Here is a 16828-nt window from a genome sequence, read left to right as displayed (position 1 = left end):
GCACCCATGCGCTGGGGAGCCCTGTTCGGACGTGAGAGGAAGTCATGCACGGCAGGATGCCGTGCGCGCGCGATCAGCGGTAAATGCTACGCGCCATTGTTTTTGGTGGGCTAGTTCTTCGACGTTACCGGGCCGATGACACGCCTCACATAGATGCGTGCGGGCTTGAGTTCACGTGAGCGGCCTTTTTCCTTGTACACCAACGCCGCATCGACCATAACTTCTTGCCGTCCAAAGATATCCGCTTCTGATACCGACGGATCCAGTTCTATGGGCAGTCGTTCCTCTCGCAGCGCGAGCTTTCCAGCCCAGCCATTCTTCTTGCTGTCGAGGTTTGTAGCCCTGATAGCGAGGCGCGTATTCTGGTATTCCTCAATGCGCTCGTTGGATTCCAACTCTATACGTGCGGGTACCTCTGCAACTGCCTTAGCAGGAAACTCAAACCCCTGACTCGGCTCGTCAACCGGGCTGATAGAAACCGAAGAGCCGGGTTGCGAGCGTGCTGGGGCCATGAGTTTGAGCGCGCTTTCGGCCACTGCTTTTTTGTCGCCAACCGCGCCTCGCATGGCGGCTTCAAAGGCTTCTGGTGTGATGTTCAATGAACCCGCTCCACCCTGGATGATCACGCTGTTGGTCGCTGTGATGTTTGGGGCCGAACCGGGGGATGTAGCCTTGATGACCCCATAGGCCACGATGCTTGCAATGATGGCCGAGATGACAGCAGTTTTCACCACCTTGCTCTTTCCCATTTTCTCGGCGAAAGCATCGAACTTCTCCTTGTCCCCAAAAAAGAACTTCACAATGAAGTCCTCTGTTAGGCTTCCTGACTCAATACTCTGGACGAGAAACTGCGTTTCAGCAACATCGATTCCTGTAAGCGCTGTCACCGCCTTAGGCAGAACTCGAAGAATTCCCTCGAGTCCTTGCAATGCAATGATCACCTCTTTGATCGGGACCGGTTGCTCTGTGTTGTAGTAAATGCGGTGGGTTGCTTCCCAAACGTACTGCTGAGGCTCATCCTTGGATGGCATGGTGGTCAAAGTTTTCTCCTATCGCCTGTGATTGTTATTGGCCACCACGCGCTGTCTGCTCGTATGCCACCAACGCGCGTTCTGCGGGCTACTGCTCAATTCAGGAAAGAGGGTTAACGCTTTGCTTTAGGCTTCCTCCCTGGGTTCCTGTGCGGGATAGACTTTTCCGCTGCTGCAACACCAGCATGGATTGCGGAGAACGCGTTGCGAGCTCCGTCTTTTTTCCCTTGCTCATACATGACCTCGAGCAATTGCATCAATTTCACGCCTTCGAACAGGCTCATCTGATCAATAAGATCTAACGCATGTGAAATTTTGGGTGTCGCATAAACATCGACTTTTTTTTCGTCGTTGAGCTTAACGTCGTTCTTCTTGTATCGGGCTACCACGATCTTTCTCCTAGATAAAATTCTCTCGAATCAAGCCTGAGTCACGTCTTGCCAGCGCTCAAGATCCCTGTTATCTGCCGCATGTCATCGCAAGCGCAATTGCTGACAGCCTGCTGATGTCCTGCCCATATGCCGGCGCTCCAGCGCCTTCTGCGCGGTAGATCTGTCTTTTCCTCCAAGGGCTGCTGTCAGTTCACGCCCCACTCCAGCCGCTTCGCCTGAATCTTTGTCCAATCGGCGCTGAGCTTTCCGTTGTCAAACTCGCAAGCAGCCATACGCGTCACCACGCCGCCAAAGCCATTCGTGGCATGCAGCGTCATGCGCAGAACGCGCTTGTCTTCAAGCTTGGGGTTGGAGTAATAGGCGCTTGCTGGATCGCGTAGCAACGGCCGGTACCAAGCAAGGCATTGGTCTGCTTGCGACTCCAGGACGGACTTCACTGGTGCGGCTGGAGCCGGCACCGGCGTTGCAGGTGCTGGTGCTGGTGCAGCTATTTGCGCTGGAGCAGGCGCGGAAGGTGCGGGCGACGGCGCACGGGCAGCATGACCAGATGCCGGCCGCACGTCGAGCTTCTCGCCTTGGCCTGCGCAGGGTGCGTCCTGGAATACGACTTTGCCGTCAGGCCCCTTGCACTTATTGATGGCCCACGTAGGTGCAGCCGAAAGCAGTACGGCGATCAGAAAAACGGCTTGCTTGATCATGCCCGCTCCTTCTCCTCGTTGCGTTGAATCGTCTCTACATACCGACGCACACGGTACAGCTGTTGGCCATGCAGTTGGTTCACCAGGCCGGTGTTGAATTCGCTGCGCATGAAGGCCACCACTTTGTTGTAGGTGCGGGGCCTCAGCTGCTTCATACGTGCGAACACCTCAAGCTGTTCAGGGGTGAGCCGGCCGCCGTCGTTGGATGCAGCTGGACGGCCAGCAGAGGTCTGTGTTGGCTTGCCTGCAACGGGGTAGAAGTGCTGGTGCGTCACATGGGTCACATGGACTGCATGACTGTGCGTGCTGTGATCCGTGTGCAGGCCACCGCTCACCTTGCCGACTTGGACGGCGTTGTCCCCCCGCACTTTCTGTTGTGGCAGTAGCTTGGCCAACCAGGCCAGCAACTGCTTTGGTAGCTCACCCACGCCTTGACCCTCACCTGTTCTTGATGCGCGTCTTGCCCGTCACGCTGCCAATCTGAATTGCGTTGTCGCCCACTACGGACTGCCCACCATCGCCCTTAGCGCTGGCGCGTGCGGCCGGCGCCGGTGGCATGCCTGCCGCCAGCAGCGCAGCCGTCTGGATCAGGTGCTGGCGCGCCTGCGCGCCGCAGCGCCGGTAGTTGTCCAGCAGTACCTGCTCGGCTGCGTCATGCGCAGGGTTGTGACCACTGCGCTCCCCTGTGAGTACGTAGAGAACGTCAACGCCGGCGGCAGAGAAGGCAACCATCTGAAAGCCATCGGGCGCAGTTTTTCCGCTCTCCCAAGAGAACAGCGTTTGCTTGGTCGTGCCAGCGAGTTCAGCGAACTTGGGCTGACTCAGCCCTAGCCGCTCGCGTTCCTCGCGCAATCGCTCACCAATGGGCATGAAATATTTCCCTCAAGCCTATTGCATGGGAAAGATTTCTTTCCCATAATTCATTCCAACAAGTCAAAACCTATCGGCACTTGCGCCAACAAGTGCCAACAACCCAGGAGCCACCATGCCCCTCAAAACCCGAGCCGAGGTGCGCCAGGATTTCGCCAGCCGCGGCTGGTCAATCTCCGGCTGGGCCAAGCAGCACGGCTATTCACCCGTGTTGGTCGGCGACATCCTCAACGACGACGAGCGCAACCCCAAGCGCAAGTGCCTGCGTGGCGAAAGCCACAACATTGCCGTTGCGCTGGGCCTCAAGCATGGCGAAATCTCGCGCCCCACCAGCGTGCAGCGATACACCCCGCTGGCAGCGTGAGGGCCATGCAGATGCGTCCCGCGCCCACTGTAACAAATTGCCGTAACGCCAAGCTGACACCCGGTGAGGCCCGGAGCATCAGCGACCTGCTGATGGCCCAGCATGCGCAAGCAATAGCACCCGTGACAGCTCTGCGAGCCCTGCTTGCCAGGCTGGCTCAGGCTGCGCCTGTGCCAGTGTGTCCAGATCCTGCGCCAGCTGCGGCAGGTCTGCATGGCCAGCCCTTGACAGCTGGCGGGCCAGTGCAACAAACGCCGCGCGCTGTACCGCTTGCGCCGCATGCAGTTGCTCAATCTGCGCAAGCAGGCCATCCAGCACATCAGGTAAGTCTTGGCTCATGGTCGTCCTTTCACGGTGGGGTGTGAGATGACTGCACTTTGCCACCCTGAAAGCCGTTTTCAGCATTTCCAAGCCGGCATTTGTTTAGCGGCCGACCGTGAAGGGGGCTTCCAATGATTCGCCGCGATTGGAAACGCCTGCGCGCCAGCAGCCTGGTACACGCCATGCGCCTTTGCAAGGAATTCGCGCAAGCCAAGCACAACCTGAGCGTAGAGCGCATTGCTGACCGCATGGGCACTACCCACGACAGCCTCTACAAGTGGCTGGCCACGGGCCGCATGCCCGCCATCCTGATCCCGGCCTATGAGCTGGCCTGCGGCTGCCACTACGTCAGTGAGTGGCTGGTAGCCAGCGCCGGCCGTCTGGCGGTGCCCATGCCTACCGGCCGCAAGGCCGAGGGCACCGAGCTGCTTCAAATCAACAGCAGCTGCGCCGCTGCCCTGCAACTGCTCACCCAGTTCTACGCCGCCCCCACCGAGGCCGACACCGAAGCCACCCTGGCCGCGCTTCGCCTGCACATGGAGCAGGTGGCCTACCACCACGCCAACGTGGCGCGTTACGCCACGCCCGAGCTGGAGTTCGATGCATGACCAAGCGCACCACCGACTACACCAACGCCGCCCAGCAGCGCATCCTGCACCTGCAGATGGCTCTGTTCTGCGACGTGGTCAACGGCTATCCGCCCTCCAAGCTGGCCGAGCTGCTGCGCGTAAGCGCCAGCGCCATCACCCGCGACCTGGACAACCTGCACACCGCCGGCCTGGCCGAGCGTGACGAGGCCACCGGCCACTGGCGCCTGACGCCGCGCCTGCCGCAGCAGGCCATCAAGGTCTTCAACAGCATCGACGCGGCCCAGCGCCGCGTGGATGAGGCCCGCAACCGATTCACCCGCAACCCCGACTGAGAAAGAAGCCCATGGCACGCCAACCCAAGAATATCGAAGCGCAAGACGTGGATGACAAGACCATCGACCAGGAGAAGTTCGCAGGCGCCATGGCGGTGATGCGCGCCGACGAAGGCGCCCAGGCCCTCGCGCTGTCCCAGCGCGAGACCACCGTACGCGCTGTGGCGCAGCAACTTGGCTACCAGCTGCCCGCCGACGCCACCGACCCCGACCTGATCCAGCGCGACATCGCTGCCAACATGCGCCGCAGCGTGGAGGCGTGTCTGGAGGTGGGGCGCGGGCTGCGCGTGCTCAAGGAGGCCTGCGAGCACGGTGAATTCATTGGACGTATGGATGTGCTGGGCCTTGATCGCTATGTCGCGGCCCGGTTCATTCAGGCTGCGGTCAAGTTCTCAAATGTGCCGACGTCGGCACATTTGGTTAAGGCCATCGGCAACCAATCCAAGCTGTTCGAGATGCTCGTTCTGGACGACGAGCAGATCGAGGAACTGGAACTTACTGGCCATACCGGCGAGCTGTCCCTCGACGACGTGGCCACCATGAGCGTGAAGGAGTTGCGCGCCGCGCTGCGCGAGTCCCGTGCCGAGCATGACGCTACCAGGGCCGTCATGTCCAAGAAGCAGTCCCGCATCGACCAACTGGAGCGCGCGCAGGAGCGCATCGCCAAGATGCCCCCCGACGAGGATCTGGAGAAGCTGCAGCAAGAGGCGACAACGCACCTGCTCTCCGCCCAGGGCGCCATCCGCGGCCAGCTGCGCGCCGCGCTGATCGCACTGCAGAACCATGCCGAGGACAACGGCACCTTCATGGCCGGCATGGTGGGGCAGCTCATGGCCGACCTGACCCTGCTGCGCGACGAGTTCAACCTGCCCAACCTGGCGGAAGGCGCCTTGCCCGAATGGCAGCGCTGGGCAGCAGCCCAAGGCACCGGAACGGCTAAAGCTGCATAAGGCAACGCCGCATGAGCCCCGCACTCATCGAAGCCCTGCTGGACGTGGTACGCCGCGCCCAGGCGGCAGGCCACGGCGGCAAGGAGGCCGTCTACGCCGCCGCCTGCCAGCACCTGGGCCTGTCGCGCGCCACGCTCATGCGCCGCATCAAGGAGGTCACCGTGAAACCCGAACGCAAACGCCGCTCCGACGCGGGCTCCACATCCCTGAGCCTGCCCGATGCGCAGCTGCTGAGCACCGCGCTCATGGAGGGCTACCGTGCCAACGACAAGAGCATCCACGCCCTCAAGCTGGCGCTGGTGCGGCTGCGTGCCAACCGGCCGCACTTCGCCTGCACGCTGGATGCTGCCACGGGCGAGATTCGCCCTCTGTCCGACAGTGCCTGCGCCCGCGCACTGCGCACCTACAAGCTGCACCCCGACCAGCTGCGCCAGCCCGCGCCTGTGCAGGCCCTGGCCAGCGAGCACCCTAACGACGTGTGGCAGATCGACGCTTCCATCAGCACATTGTTTTATGTGCCCGAGGGCGGCGTAGCCGACATGGATAAGGCCGTGTTCTACAAGAACAAGCCCGAGAACTTCGAGAAGATCAAGCGCCAGCGCCTCACGCGCTATGTACTCACCGACCACTGCAGCGGTGCCATCTTCGTGCACTACGTGTCCGGGGGCGAATCCATCGTCAACATGGCCGAGGCGTTCCTGGCGGCGATCGCCCAGCGCCCCGACCAGCAGATGTACGGCGTTCCCTTCCACCTGACGATGGACCCCGGCAGCGCTGGTATCGGCGGCGCGTTCAAGACGCTGCTGCGCCGCCTGCAGGTCAAGCCTGTGGTGAACGAAGCGGGCAACCCGCGCGCCAAGGGGCAGGTGGAGAACGCCCACAACCTGGTCGAAACCAACTTCGAGAGCGGCTTCAAGTTCCAGCACGTGCCCAGCATCGACTGGATCAACGAGCAGGCCGCCCTGTGGATGCGCTACTACAACAGCGTGCGCGTGCACAGTCGCCACGGCCTGACCCGCTGGGCCAAGTGGATGGAGATCACCCAGCAACAGTTGCGCCTGGTAGGCGCCGATCTGGCGCGCCAGTTACTCACCCACGAGCCAGCCACCCCGAAGGTGGACCGCGAGTTGTGCGTGCGCTTCAACAGCCGGGTGTGGTCGGTCAAGCACGTGCCAGGCGTGATGGTGGGCGAGAAGCTCACCGTCACCTTCAACCCCTTCAATCCGGCCACTGCCTATGTGCTGGACCGCGACGCCCAGGGCGACGAGGTGCTGATCGAAGTGCCTGAAGTGCAGACAGACGCCAACGGCTTTTCCTTGGATGCGGCGCACATCGCCCGCGAATACAAGAGCCTGCCCGAGACCGCCGCAGACGCCAACCGCAAGCTGGTGGAACGCATCGCCACCGGCACGCAGACAGACGAGCAGGCCGCCGCCGCGCGCAAGGCCAAGGCGCTTCCCCTGGGCGGCACGCTGGACCCCTACAAGCACCACGCCAACCTGCCCGACGTGGCCATGCTGCCGCGCCGCGGCACTGAGCTGCAGACCGGCGTGGCCACCCACAAGGCACCGGCGCGTGTGCTCAGCGGCTTTGAGGCCGCCGCCGAGCTGCGCCGCATGGGCCTGCAAATGGACCGCGAAAAAGCCGCACAGCTACGCGCCTGGTACCCCGATGGCGTGCCTGAGGACCAGCTGCAGGCCTTGATGGAGCGCCTGACAGTGCGCGCCGGCCTGCGCGTAGTGGCTGGGGGAGGTGCCGCATGAGCCTGGCCCCGGTCCTGGAAGCCATCGGCGCAACGCAGTCCCAGTTTGCCCGCGCCACCGGCCTGAGCCGCTCGGCAGCCAGCCGCCTGGTGGCTCACGGCCAATGGCCCGCCAAGGGTGAAACCGCGTTGCGCCGCAAGGCAGAGGCCTGGCTCCGCGGCCTGGGCGCCACGCCGGCCCAGTTGCTGAGCCTGTTCATCACCCCCGCAAAGAAGTTGGCCCCGACGTGCTCGCAACACGCCGAGGCCGCCCCTGAAGTCCCGAAACCAACCGAAACCCCCGAGGAGGAAACGATGTTATTGCAAAACGAAGCCCTGTCCCCTGACGCTCGCAAGCACTTCAACCTGCCGCGCAACCCCTTCCAGGACGATGTGCAGACCCCCGACGACGTGCACCAGACGCCCAGCGTGCGCTACGTGCGCGCGGCGCTCAACGACTGTGCGCAGCACCATGGCTTCCTGGCGGTGGTGGGGGAGTCCGGTGCTGGCAAGAGCACCCTGGCCGAGGACTTGGAAGAGCGCCTGAAGGCCGACAAGAAGGACGTGGTCATCATCCGCCCCTACGTGCTGGCCATGGAGGCCAGCGACGCCAAGGGCAAGACGCTGAAGGCCAGCCACATTGCCGAATCCATCGCCGCAGCGCTGGACCCGCAGCTCAAGGTGAAGTCGTCACCCGAGGCGCGCTTTCGCCAGGTGCATGAGCTGCTCAAAGCCAGCCACCGCGCCGGCCGTCGCCACCTGCTGCTCATTGAAGAGGCGCACTGCCTGCCTGGCGCCACGCTCAAGCACCTGAAGCGCTTCATTGAGCTGAAGGACGGCATGCGCCGCCTGATCGGTGTGGCCCTGGTCGGCCAGCCCGAGCTGCGCGACCGCCTCTCCAGCCAGAACGCCGAGGTGCGCGAGGTGGCCCAGCGCTGCGAGATCGTGGAGCTGGAGCCGCTGGATGCCGAACTGGAGGGTTACCTGCGCCACAAGTTCGCCCGCTTCGACCTGAAGTACGAGGACGTGATGGCCCCCGACGCGGCTGACGCCATCCGCGCCCGCCTGGTGCACATCCCCCGCGGCGGCAAGGCAAGCGACGCGCGCAGCGAGTGCTATCCCCTGGTGGTCAACAACCTGGTCTGCCGCGCCATGAACGCCGCCACGCGTGCGGGCTGGCCAGTAGTGGACGCGCAGGTCATCGCCGGATGCTGAAGCCATGGCCATCTTCCGCATCACCATCAAGACGCCCCTGGCCCGGTGGTCCATCACCGGCCTGTTTGCCAGCAGCTGCGAAGCCGTCAGCCAGACGCTGGCCGATTGGCCCGAGGCGCGCTGTATTTCGGCGCGCTGCATCAGGAGCATGCAATGACCACGAAGCGATCCTGCCACGAACTGGGCGTATGCCACGGCCGCCCCAGCGTGGGCCGCTCCTGCCGCCACGACACGCACCAACTGCCCCCAGGAGGGTTCTACTTCGCACCCGGTGCCATAGAGCAGGAGGCACCGCGCACACCGCGGGCACGCCGCGTGCGGCGCTGGATGGCTCTGGCGGCCGAAGTGGTACTACTGGCAGCCATCTCCATCGCCCTGGGCGTGGCCAGTGGCTGGTTCCATGCGAAAGGGCTGCTGTGACGGATCTGTCTTGCCCCGCCTGCGGCGCGGAGTTCGATCTGTCGGTGGCCTTCGCCTCCGAGGCGGATCAGCGCGCGCTGTCCCGCCTGGCCAGCGTCAGCATCCCCCTGGGCGCCCGCGTGTTGCAGTACGTGGCGCTGTTCCAGCCGCCCAAGCATCGCCTGACGGCCGCCAAGAAGATCAAGCTGATCCTGCAGCTGTTGCCCGACCTGGAGCGCCAGGCCATCACCTGGAAGGGGCGCGACTGGGCGGCACCGTTGGCCGCCTGGGCTCAGGCCATCGACCAGATGCTGGACGCACGCACCGCGCAGCGCCTGGAACTACCCATGAAGGGCCACGGCTATCTCTATGCGGTGCTATCAGGCATGGCCGACAAGCACGAGGGCCAGGCCGAGCAGCAGCGCGAGCAGGAGCTGCGCAACGCGGGCCGCGCGCACAGCAGCGACGCTCCCACGCAAGTGGGCCAACTGCTGCAGGGTGTCGCCGCATCACCCACCACCAACGCGGCCACACCACGGCCCGCGACCACACCGGCGCCCGCCGGCATGTCCCCAACCGTGCGCGCTATGCGCGCAGCCATCGCAACAAAGAAAGGCGAGCAGCCGTGAACCTGACCACCCAGCAAATGCCAGGCCGCGGCCGTCCCCGCGGCAAGGTGCAACCCACGCCGCGCCCGGCAGACGCCGTGCCGCCCGCGCAGTACGACCGCATGCGCGCGCCCACCTGGACCACCAGCCCGGCGCCCGCCGCGCGCGATGGGGCCGATGACCACAAGCGCATCCAGAGCCGCGGCTTTCGGTGCTGATCACAAAAGGAGACCCATGCCCACCGCCATCGAATCCATCAACAAGCATGCCGAGGTGTACGCCAAGGCCCGTGCACTCCTGGCCGAGAAGGTCACCGCGCTCAATGACGGCATAGCCGCACTGCGCCGCGACCACCTGGCCGACATCCGCCGTGCCGTGACGCGCGCCGCCGAGGCCGAGGACGCGCTGCGTGCCCTGGTCGAAACCCACCCCGAGTGCTTCGTGAAGCCCAAGACCCAGGTGCTGGCGGGCGTCAAGCTCGGCTACCAAAAGGGCAAAGGGGCCATCACCTTCGACGACGCCGACGCCGTGGTGGCCCGCATCAAGAAACACCTGCCCGATCAGGCCGACGTGCTGATCCGCACCAAGGAGGCGCCGGTCAAGGAGGCACTGGCGCAGCTCACCGCAGCCGAGCTCAGGAAGATCGGCGTGACGGTCGAGGACGCCGGCGACATGGTGGTAATCAAACCCGTGGACAGCGAGGTGGACAAGCTGGTGGACGCGCTGCTCAAGGGTGCGGCCCAGGAAGGCGAGGCAGCGTGATGCGCTCCACCCCAATCGACCGCGTCAAAGAGCGCATGGGCTACCAGAACGCAAACGCTCGCCCCAGCTGCCGCAATTGCACGCATTCCCAGCAGCACAGAACCGGCGCCGACTACTACCCCTGGTACTGCAATAACGGGCTGTTCGGCACCACGGCGCTGGCGGTTTGTGAAAAGCATGAGGCCAAGCGCAAGAAGGAAGCGCAATGATCAAAAACGCCATCATTTACCGCATCGCGCCCCGGTGGCAGGTGGAGCTGACCCAGCTGGAGGAGGCGCTGGCCAAGACTCCGTTCCAAGAATGTGGCGCCACGCAGGAAAAGTCCAGCGGCTGGGTTCCGCCGCGCGGCGAGGCTCACGGCTTGCTGGTCGAATCCGTGGGCGGGCAGTGGATGCTGCGCTTCATGACCGAGGCGAAGGTGATCCCCGGAACGGTGCTGGAACGCAAGGTCAAGGAAAAGGCCGCGCAGATCGAGCAGCAGACCGGCCGCAGGCCCGGCAAGAAGGAGACCAAGGAGCTCAAGGACGAGGCCCGGCTGGACCTGCTGCCCGTTGCCTTCACCAAGCAGGCATCCACGTGGGTGTGGATCGACCCGCAGGCGCGCTTGCTGGTGCTGGATACCGGCAGCCAGGGCCGGGCCGACGAGATCGTCACCGCGCTGGTCGAGGCGCTGCCCGGCCTGTCGGTGGCGCTGCTGGACACGCAGACCAGCCCGCAGGCTGCCATGGCGCAGTGGCTCAAGGAGCAGGAGCCGCCGGCGGGTTTCAGCATCGACCGCGAGTGCGAGCTGAAGTCGCCCGACGAGTCCAAGGCCGTGGTGCGCTACGGTCGCCACCCGCTGGACATTGCCGAGGTGCGAGACCACATCCAGGCCGGCAAGTTGCCCACCAAGCTGGCCATGAGCTGGGACGACCGCGTGTCCTTCGTCCTGACGGAAGGACTGCAGCTCAAGAAGGTGGCGTTCCTGGACACGGTGTTCGAGGGCCAGGCGCAGGACGACGGCGGCTTTGACGCCGATGTGGCCATCGCCACGGGCGAGCTGTCCAAGCTGATCCCCGACCTGGTTGCAGCGCTGGGCGGACATGGCCGCACCGAGTTGGGTAGCACTGGAGTGTCGTCGTGATGCCCCGCGAAGCCATGGAATCCCGTCCCAAAACGTCCCAAGCGCAAAACCCAGGGGGTTGCCGCTCCTGCAGCGTCCAGGGCCTTAAAACGCCCTTGCGCCAGGAAGTGCTGGCGGTGTCCATCCTGGGCTCGTTTTTCGGGGTGCTGGGGGCGCTGCTGCTGGCCATGCCCGCGCTGCCGGGCTGGGGCTTCGGCGCATTCCTGGTCAGCAACGTGGCCTGGCTGATCGCCAGCGCCTGGCAGCGCCAGTGGCCCCTGCATGCGCAGCAGTGGGTGTTCCTGGCCTGCAGCCTGCTGGGCCTGTGGAACTGGTGGCTTGGGCCGCTGCTGGGGTAAGCCATGGTCGATGAAGTGAAGCTGTGCAAGAAGTGCGATGAGGAATGGCCCGCAGATCTGGAATTCTTCTTCAGCGATCCCAACACGCGTAGCGGTCTCTTCTACTGCTGCAAGGCTTGCTACTACGAAAAGCTGGCCCCGGACCGGCGGCGTCAGGCTCCTGCGATCGACGGCCCCCACGCGACGGATTCGCTCGCGCCATTCCTGCGTCTGATCGCCACTCAACTGGAGCCATCGGCATGACCACCAACCACATCGCCGCCATCCACGTACTCAAGGGCAAGCTCAGGCAGTCCGATGACGACTACCGCGCACTGCTGGTCAACCTGACCGGCAAGGACAGCAGCAAGGCCATGAACCAGGTCGAGCGGCGCAAGGTGCGCGAACACATGCAAGCGCTGGCCGAGCGCCTGGGCCTGGCACAGCCCACGCGCCGCAGGCCCCTGACGGGTGAGCAGTTCGCCAAGGCCAAGACCGTCGCCAGTCCGAAGGAGCGCAAGGTGTGGGCGCTGTGGCACCAACTGCACCGCGATGGCCTGTTGGACAACCCCAGCCGCGCCGCGCTGGACGCATGGGTGGAGCGTACGGTGCATGTGACTGCGCTGCGTTTTTGCACTGGCGCGCAGCTGGACACCTGCATTGAGGCGCTGAAGGCGTGGAAGCAGCGAGGAGGAGCGCATGTTTGATATGTTCGACCGCCTGGACCTGGCCGAGTTGACGGCCGAGCAGCTCGCGCCGTTGGAGGCGCTGATGGCCCCGGCGTGGTCAGACACCTGGCGCGATCTGGCCACCAGCCACTACATCACGCTGCTGTCGGCTCCCGACGCCGATGCCGCCACGCCGGCGTCGCTTGCCACGCTGGCCGTGGCCCTCACCATGGGCCTGGCCCAGGATCTGGGTGGCACGCAGCCTTACATTCCCGTGGGCGCAGACATGATGAGCAGCGCCCGCACGCGCCGCGTCATTGAGCTGCTGTCCTCTGGCCTGCCGTATAAAGACGTGGCCGATGCCTGCGGCATTACCGCTAGCCGCGTGCGCAACATTGAGCGCGCGTGGCGGCGTGAGCAGATGGCGCTGCGCCAGGGCGAGCTGCAGCTGGAATAGCCCACCCACCACCCATGCCATGAAGGCCCCGATCGCCGCCGCGACGGGGCCTTTTTGTTCGTGAGTATGTGGAGTGCAGCATTTACGGAAAGCGCAGGGTACGCGCGACAGTGCGGCCCATGCCTCAAGCCGCATCTACCCCCAAGCCGCTGCACATCTTCAAGCCTGGCCGCTGGACCACCATGCATGGTGAGTCCATTGAGTTCAGCGAGTCCGACCTGCAGGCCATGGCACGGGCCTACGACCCCAGGATTTCCAAGGCCCCACTGGTGGTGGGCCACCCCAAGACGGACGACCCGGCCAAGGGCTGGGCAGTCTCCCTCACCGCGACCGAGCGCGGCCTGTATGCCGCCGCAGACAAGGTGGACCCGGAGTTCGCGGAGGCCGTGCGCCGCGGCGCCTACGGCACGGTGAGCGCCAAGTTCTACCGCCCGACCGACCCCAACAACCCCACGCCCGGCGTTTGGTACCTGCGCCACATCGGTTTCCTGGGCGCACAAGCGCCCGCCGTGAAGGGCCTGGATACACCCGAGTTCGCCGCCACCGACGACGACGGCTGTGTGTGCTTTCAGGAGGGTGTGACCTTCGGCGAATGGGACGCCATGACCTCCGCCAACCTGTGGCGCAACTTGCGTGAATGGATTGTCGGCAAGTTCGGCCTGGACGAAGCCGACAAGGTCCTGCCGGGCTACGACGTGCGCGCCCTGGAGCTGGGTGCGCAGGAAGAGATCAATGCGCGGCGCGAAAGTGATGTGACCGCCGCCACTCCTGCCCCCGCATTCGCGGAGGGCGCATCCGCCCCCAGCAATCCACCACCAAAGGAGTCCGCAGTGACAGACCAGGAAGCCGCGCAGTTGCGCGAACAGAACGCCGCCCTGCAGCGGCAAAACGAGGAGCTGCGTCGTTCCGAACAGGCGCGCCTGGCCGAGGCCATCCGCTCGGACAACGCGGCCTTTGCCGAGGCCATGGCCGGCGAGGCGCGTATTCCGGCCGCCATGAAGGACCAGGTGGCCGCCATCGGCGCGCAGCTGCAGTCCACACCCGACGTGGAGTTCGGCGAAGGCGACGCCAAGAAGCCGATGCATCAGGTCTTCCGCGATTTGCTGCAGGCACTGCCGCCTGCCGTGGAGTTTGGCGAGACCGCCACGCGCCAGCGTGTGGCCGATGACGCAGGCACCAGCGACGACGGCCCCGCGTTTGCCGAAGGCGCCACGCCTGACCGCACGGCACAGGACAAGCGCATCCGCGCCTATGCCAAGGAACACGGTGTGACCTACGCCGCCGCGGCCCACGCAGTGATGCGTGCCAAGTAACCCGACCCGTACCCCAAGGAGAAACACATGGGACGTTTGAGCAATCTGCGCGTGGTGGACCCTGTCCTCAGCGCGCTGGCCCTGGGCTACAGCAACGCCGAGTTTGTTGGCGAGCAGCTGCTGCCCTTCGTGAACGTGGACAAGGAGGGTGGGAAGATTCCTACCTTCGGCAAGGAGGCCTTCAAGGTCTACAAAACCGAGCGCGCACTGCGTGCCGAGTCCAACCGCCTGGTGCCCGAGGACATCGGGGGCATCACCGTTGCGCTGGACGAGCACGATCTGGAGTACCCCATCGACTACCGCGAGGACGCGGAAAGCGCCTTCCCGCTGCAGGCGCATGCCACCAACCGTGTGGTGGAAGCCATCCGCCTGCGCCACGAGAAGACGGTGGCCGACATGACGCAGAACCCGGCCAATTACCCGGTGGGCAACAAGATCGCGCTGTCGGGAACGGACGTGTTCACGGACCCCGGCAGCGACCCGGAAGGTGTGGTGGACGATGCCCGCGCTGCGGTGCGCGGCAAGATCGTCAAGGAGCCCAACACCATGGTGATCGGCTACAAGGCGTGGCGTGCCCTCAAGCGCCATCCGAAGCTGCGTGCCATCCTGGGTGACTCCAAGCCGCGCCTGGTGCAACTGGTCGACCTGCGCGAGATCTTCGAGATCGAGAACATCGTCATTGGTAAAGGCGTATATGCCACCGATGCCGGCGCGGTGACGGACATGTGGGGCGGCAATCTCGTGATGGCCTATGTGCCGCCGGGTGCCCCCTCCAAGGCTGGCGACGCGCCCGTGCGCTCTGCTTACGAGCCCGGTTTTGGCTACACGCTACGCAAGACCGGCAACCCGGTGGTGGATACCCGCCTGGGTGGCGGCGGCAAGCTCGAGCTGATCCGCAATACCGACATCTTCCGCCCTTACGTGCTGGGCGCGGAAGCCGGCTACCTGGTCACGGGCGCTGCGTGAGGTGAATGCCATGGCCACCAAATCCAAGGCAACTACCGCCGCCAAAACCACTGCCGCAGCGGCCGCAGCTCCCGCGGTGGAGGTGCCCCCACAGACTTCCACGGCCCCTTCCGATGCGGCGCAAGCCGCGTCGGGCGAGGCCAGCGAAGGCGAAGCCTCGGGCACGACTGGCAAGCAGGCGCCCGCAGTTCCGACCACTCCGCCGCCTGAAGAGCCGCCTGTGAACAAGGCAGATCCCGATGCCAAGCACCGCTACCTGGTCGGCGTTGTGCCCATCCGCCACGACGGTCGGGTGTACGGCGTGGGCTTCGAGATCCGGCTGACCGTAGCCGAGGCCGACCGGCTCTCCGGCCTGCTGACCCCCATCAATGAGTGAGGTTGACCCCCCTATGAAAACCGAACAGATCCTTTTGGCCACGACGGTGTTGGCCGCCGCCGCGCTCACCAGGCAGCGCTTTGTGAACTTTGCGGGTGACACGGCCAACGCGACCGACGCCGCGCTGGGTGTTGCCAACGCGAACTATGACCCCGGTGAGCAGGCGGGCGTGTCCACGCACGGCCTGGTGCTGGTCGAAGCCGGCGCAGCCGTCGCTGCGGGTGCACAGGTGCAGTCAGACGCCACGGGGCGCGCCATCACGCTGGCCGCTGGTGTAGCCGCCGGCCGCGCGGTGGATGCGGCCATGGCCGAAGGCGAGTTCATCCGCGTGCTGCGCTGATCGCCATGACCGCCTACGCCTCTATCACTGACCTGGTCGCCGCCGCAACGGGTGGCTGGACCGAGCTGGCTCAAAGGGCTGCGCCCGAGGCCGTGCTCGACGCCGAGCTGCTGCGCCTGGTGGCCACGGGCGGTGATGTGAGCGCATGGACGGCCGATGCGATCGCCGTGGCCACGGCCGCCTTGGGGCGTCTGCAGGATGCCCTGGAGCGCGCCAGCCGCCATGCTGACACCTACCTGTTCCCCCGTTACCGCGCCCGCATGCCGCTGCCCTTGGATCTGGTGCAGGGCAGCAGCCTGCCCGCGGCCGTGGCGGCGATCGCGCTCAAGCGCCTGTACGGCACCTCGGTGCCCGAGGACTTGCGCCGCGGCGCGGCCTGGGCCGACCAGTACCTGGCCGACCTGGCCAAGGGCGTGGTGAGCCTGGGTGGTGGTGACGTGGACGTGGCCCAGCCACCCGGCCGCATGGTCACCCGTGCGCCGGGTAGCGCATTTGACTGGGGGGGGTACTGATGGCCACGACCGCGCCTGCAGCGCCGCACCCCAACAACTTCCTGGAGCCCGAGTCGCACATCGTGGCGCGGCTCAAGGAGCGGCTGCCCGGCGTACACGTGCTCACGGCCGCCGACCTGGCTGCCACCAAGGAAGAGGCCCAGCCGGTGCCGGCGGTGCACGTGGTCTGGAACGGCTTTCGGGTGCGGGACACGCGCATTGATGGACGCGTCTCGCACCTGGACCACGAGTGGCTGATCGTCTCTGCAGTGCGCAACGTGCGGGGCCTGAAAAGCGGCGCCGACGCGCGGCGCGAGGCCGGCGAGTTGGCCGCGCGCGCGGGCGCCGCGGTGATGGGCTTTCGCCCGCCAAACGTGAATGGGCCGATGCGCCTGGCGCCCGCACCTGGTGCCGGGTACAGCCAGGCCGGCTACCTCTATCTGCCGCTCGCCTTCCTGGTCGAGACGGTTTTTCACAGTGCCGACTATTTCAAAGGAGCCTGAA

At 65.2% G+C, this 16828-nt stretch carries 29 protein-coding genes; 23 read left to right on the top strand and 6 right to left on the bottom strand.

Annotated features, from left to right (window positions below; all coding sequences use genetic code 11):
* Positions 1-110 precede the first annotated feature (110 nt).
* The 5 genes from BP68_RS16695 to BP68_RS16675 form a co-directional block, all read right to left on the bottom strand.
* Positions 111-1040: a hypothetical protein gene (locus tag BP68_RS16695; protein ID WP_496373833.1), complete on the bottom strand. Its 930-nt coding sequence runs from the start codon at positions 1038-1040 to the stop codon at positions 111-113.
* 104 nt (positions 1041-1144) lie between these two features.
* Positions 1145-1420 (bottom strand): hypothetical protein, encoded by a 276-nt coding sequence (locus BP68_RS16690; protein ID WP_496373831.1) that lies wholly within the window; start codon positions 1418-1420, stop codon positions 1145-1147.
* Between the two features lie 188 nt (positions 1421-1608).
* Entirely contained in the window at positions 1609-2121 is a 513-nt protein-coding gene (locus tag BP68_RS16685; RefSeq protein WP_496373829.1) for a hypothetical protein, read from the bottom strand.
* The gene (locus BP68_RS16680) at positions 2118-2549 is read right to left on the bottom strand and encodes a hypothetical protein (protein WP_496373827.1); all 432 of its coding nucleotides are present in this window, start codon (positions 2547-2549) and stop codon (positions 2118-2120) included. The genes BP68_RS16685 and BP68_RS16680 overlap by 4 nt, the downstream gene beginning before the upstream one ends.
* 10 nt (positions 2550-2559) lie before the next feature.
* A complete protein-coding gene (locus tag BP68_RS16675; protein WP_496373825.1) occupies positions 2560-2991 on the bottom strand; it encodes a helix-turn-helix domain-containing protein in 432 nt (143 codons plus the stop codon).
* Positions 2992-3106: 115 nt separating this feature from the next.
* Between BP68_RS16675 and BP68_RS16670 the strand changes: the two genes are divergently transcribed.
* Positions 3107-3355 carry a DNA-binding protein gene (locus BP68_RS16670; protein ID WP_496373823.1) on the top strand — a complete coding sequence of 83 codons (249 nt, stop codon included), beginning with the start codon at positions 3107-3109 and terminating at the stop codon, positions 3353-3355.
* Positions 3356-3433: 78 nt separating this feature from the next.
* Here BP68_RS16670 and BP68_RS16665 read toward each other — a convergent pair whose 3' ends face one another.
* Positions 3434-3694 carry a hypothetical protein gene (locus tag BP68_RS16665; RefSeq protein WP_496373821.1) on the bottom strand — a complete coding sequence of 87 codons (261 nt, stop codon included), beginning with the start codon at positions 3692-3694 and terminating at the stop codon, positions 3434-3436.
* A gap of 113 nt (positions 3695-3807) precedes the next feature.
* On the opposite strand from BP68_RS16665, the gene BP68_RS16660 reads away from it, so the two are divergent.
* The 22 genes from BP68_RS16660 (at position 3808) to BP68_RS16555 (ending at position 16827) form a co-directional block, all read left to right on the top strand.
* Positions 3808-4284: a hypothetical protein gene (locus tag BP68_RS16660; RefSeq protein ID WP_496373819.1), complete on the top strand. Its 477-nt coding sequence runs from the start codon at positions 3808-3810 to the stop codon at positions 4282-4284.
* Positions 4281-4598 carry an IclR family transcriptional regulator gene (locus BP68_RS16655; protein ID WP_496373817.1) on the top strand — a complete coding sequence of 106 codons (318 nt, stop codon included), beginning with the start codon at positions 4281-4283 and terminating at the stop codon, positions 4596-4598. Before BP68_RS16660 ends, BP68_RS16655 begins: the two co-directional genes overlap by 4 nt.
* Before the next feature lie 11 nt (positions 4599-4609).
* Entirely contained in the window at positions 4610-5548 is a 939-nt protein-coding gene (locus BP68_RS16650; RefSeq protein WP_496373815.1) for a hypothetical protein, read from the top strand.
* Between the two features lie 11 nt (positions 5549-5559).
* Positions 5560-7311: a transposase family protein gene (locus tag BP68_RS16645; RefSeq protein ID WP_496373813.1), complete on the top strand. Its 1752-nt coding sequence runs from the start codon at positions 5560-5562 to the stop codon at positions 7309-7311.
* Complete coding sequence (locus tag BP68_RS16640; RefSeq protein WP_496373811.1) at positions 7308-8504, top strand: AAA family ATPase; 1197 nt, start codon at positions 7308-7310, stop codon at positions 8502-8504. Before BP68_RS16645 ends, BP68_RS16640 begins: the two co-directional genes overlap by 4 nt.
* 4 nt (positions 8505-8508) lie before the next feature.
* Complete coding sequence (locus BP68_RS16635) at positions 8509-8661, top strand: hypothetical protein (protein ID WP_496373809.1); 153 nt, start codon at positions 8509-8511, stop codon at positions 8659-8661.
* Positions 8658-8924, top strand: coding sequence for an SH2 domain-containing protein (locus tag BP68_RS16630; RefSeq protein WP_496373807.1), 267 nt, complete (start codon positions 8658-8660; stop codon positions 8922-8924). The genes BP68_RS16635 and BP68_RS16630 overlap by 4 nt, the downstream gene beginning before the upstream one ends.
* Entirely contained in the window at positions 8921-9532 is a 612-nt protein-coding gene (locus tag BP68_RS16625) for an HI_1489 N-terminal domain-containing protein (RefSeq protein ID WP_496373805.1), read from the top strand. Before BP68_RS16630 ends, BP68_RS16625 begins: the two co-directional genes overlap by 4 nt.
* Complete coding sequence (locus tag BP68_RS16620) at positions 9529-9729, top strand: hypothetical protein (RefSeq protein WP_496373803.1); 201 nt, start codon at positions 9529-9531, stop codon at positions 9727-9729. The genes BP68_RS16625 and BP68_RS16620 overlap by 4 nt, the downstream gene beginning before the upstream one ends.
* A gap of 16 nt (positions 9730-9745) precedes the next feature.
* Positions 9746-10273: a host-nuclease inhibitor Gam family protein gene (locus BP68_RS16615; RefSeq protein WP_496373801.1), complete on the top strand. Its 528-nt coding sequence runs from the start codon at positions 9746-9748 to the stop codon at positions 10271-10273.
* Entirely contained in the window at positions 10270-10482 is a 213-nt protein-coding gene (locus BP68_RS16610) for a hypothetical protein (protein ID WP_496373799.1), read from the top strand. Before BP68_RS16615 ends, BP68_RS16610 begins: the two co-directional genes overlap by 4 nt.
* Complete coding sequence (locus BP68_RS16605) at positions 10479-11396, top strand: recombination-associated protein RdgC (RefSeq protein WP_496373797.1); 918 nt, start codon at positions 10479-10481, stop codon at positions 11394-11396. The genes BP68_RS16610 and BP68_RS16605 overlap by 4 nt, the downstream gene beginning before the upstream one ends.
* Before the next feature lie 95 nt (positions 11397-11491).
* The gene (locus BP68_RS16600; protein ID WP_496373795.1) at positions 11492-11734 is read left to right on the top strand and encodes a hypothetical protein; all 243 of its coding nucleotides are present in this window, start codon (positions 11492-11494) and stop codon (positions 11732-11734) included.
* Positions 11735-11737: 3 nt separating this feature from the next.
* Entirely contained in the window at positions 11738-11977 is a 240-nt protein-coding gene (locus BP68_RS16595) for a hypothetical protein (protein WP_496373793.1), read from the top strand.
* Positions 11974-12420 carry a phage protein GemA/Gp16 family protein gene (locus tag BP68_RS16590; RefSeq protein ID WP_496373791.1) on the top strand — a complete coding sequence of 149 codons (447 nt, stop codon included), beginning with the start codon at positions 11974-11976 and terminating at the stop codon, positions 12418-12420. Before BP68_RS16595 ends, BP68_RS16590 begins: the two co-directional genes overlap by 4 nt.
* On the top strand, positions 12413-12838 hold the full coding sequence (locus tag BP68_RS16585; protein ID WP_496373789.1) for a Mor transcription activator family protein: 426 nt from the start codon (positions 12413-12415) through the stop codon (positions 12836-12838). Before BP68_RS16590 ends, BP68_RS16585 begins: the two co-directional genes overlap by 8 nt.
* A gap of 119 nt (positions 12839-12957) precedes the next feature.
* Complete coding sequence (locus BP68_RS16580) at positions 12958-14151, top strand: peptidase (RefSeq protein WP_496373787.1); 1194 nt, start codon at positions 12958-12960, stop codon at positions 14149-14151.
* A gap of 27 nt (positions 14152-14178) precedes the next feature.
* Complete coding sequence (locus tag BP68_RS16575; RefSeq protein WP_496373785.1) at positions 14179-15117, top strand: major capsid protein; 939 nt, start codon at positions 14179-14181, stop codon at positions 15115-15117.
* Between the two features lie 10 nt (positions 15118-15127).
* Positions 15128-15493, top strand: coding sequence for a hypothetical protein (locus BP68_RS16570; RefSeq protein WP_496373783.1), 366 nt, complete (start codon positions 15128-15130; stop codon positions 15491-15493).
* 13 nt (positions 15494-15506) lie between these two features.
* Positions 15507-15833 carry a capsid cement protein gene (locus tag BP68_RS16565; RefSeq protein ID WP_496373781.1) on the top strand — a complete coding sequence of 109 codons (327 nt, stop codon included), beginning with the start codon at positions 15507-15509 and terminating at the stop codon, positions 15831-15833.
* Between the two features lie 5 nt (positions 15834-15838).
* Entirely contained in the window at positions 15839-16345 is a 507-nt protein-coding gene (locus BP68_RS16560; RefSeq protein WP_496373779.1) for a phage protein Gp36 family protein, read from the top strand.
* Entirely contained in the window at positions 16345-16827 is a 483-nt protein-coding gene (locus tag BP68_RS16555; RefSeq protein WP_496373777.1) for a phage tail terminator protein, read from the top strand. The genes BP68_RS16560 and BP68_RS16555 overlap by 1 nt, the downstream gene beginning before the upstream one ends.
* Position 16828 lies beyond the last annotated feature (1 nt).

Source organism: Diaphorobacter oryzae DSM 22780 (genome assembly GCF_059568935.1).
This window is presented reverse-complemented; position numbering and strand designations above follow the sequence as displayed.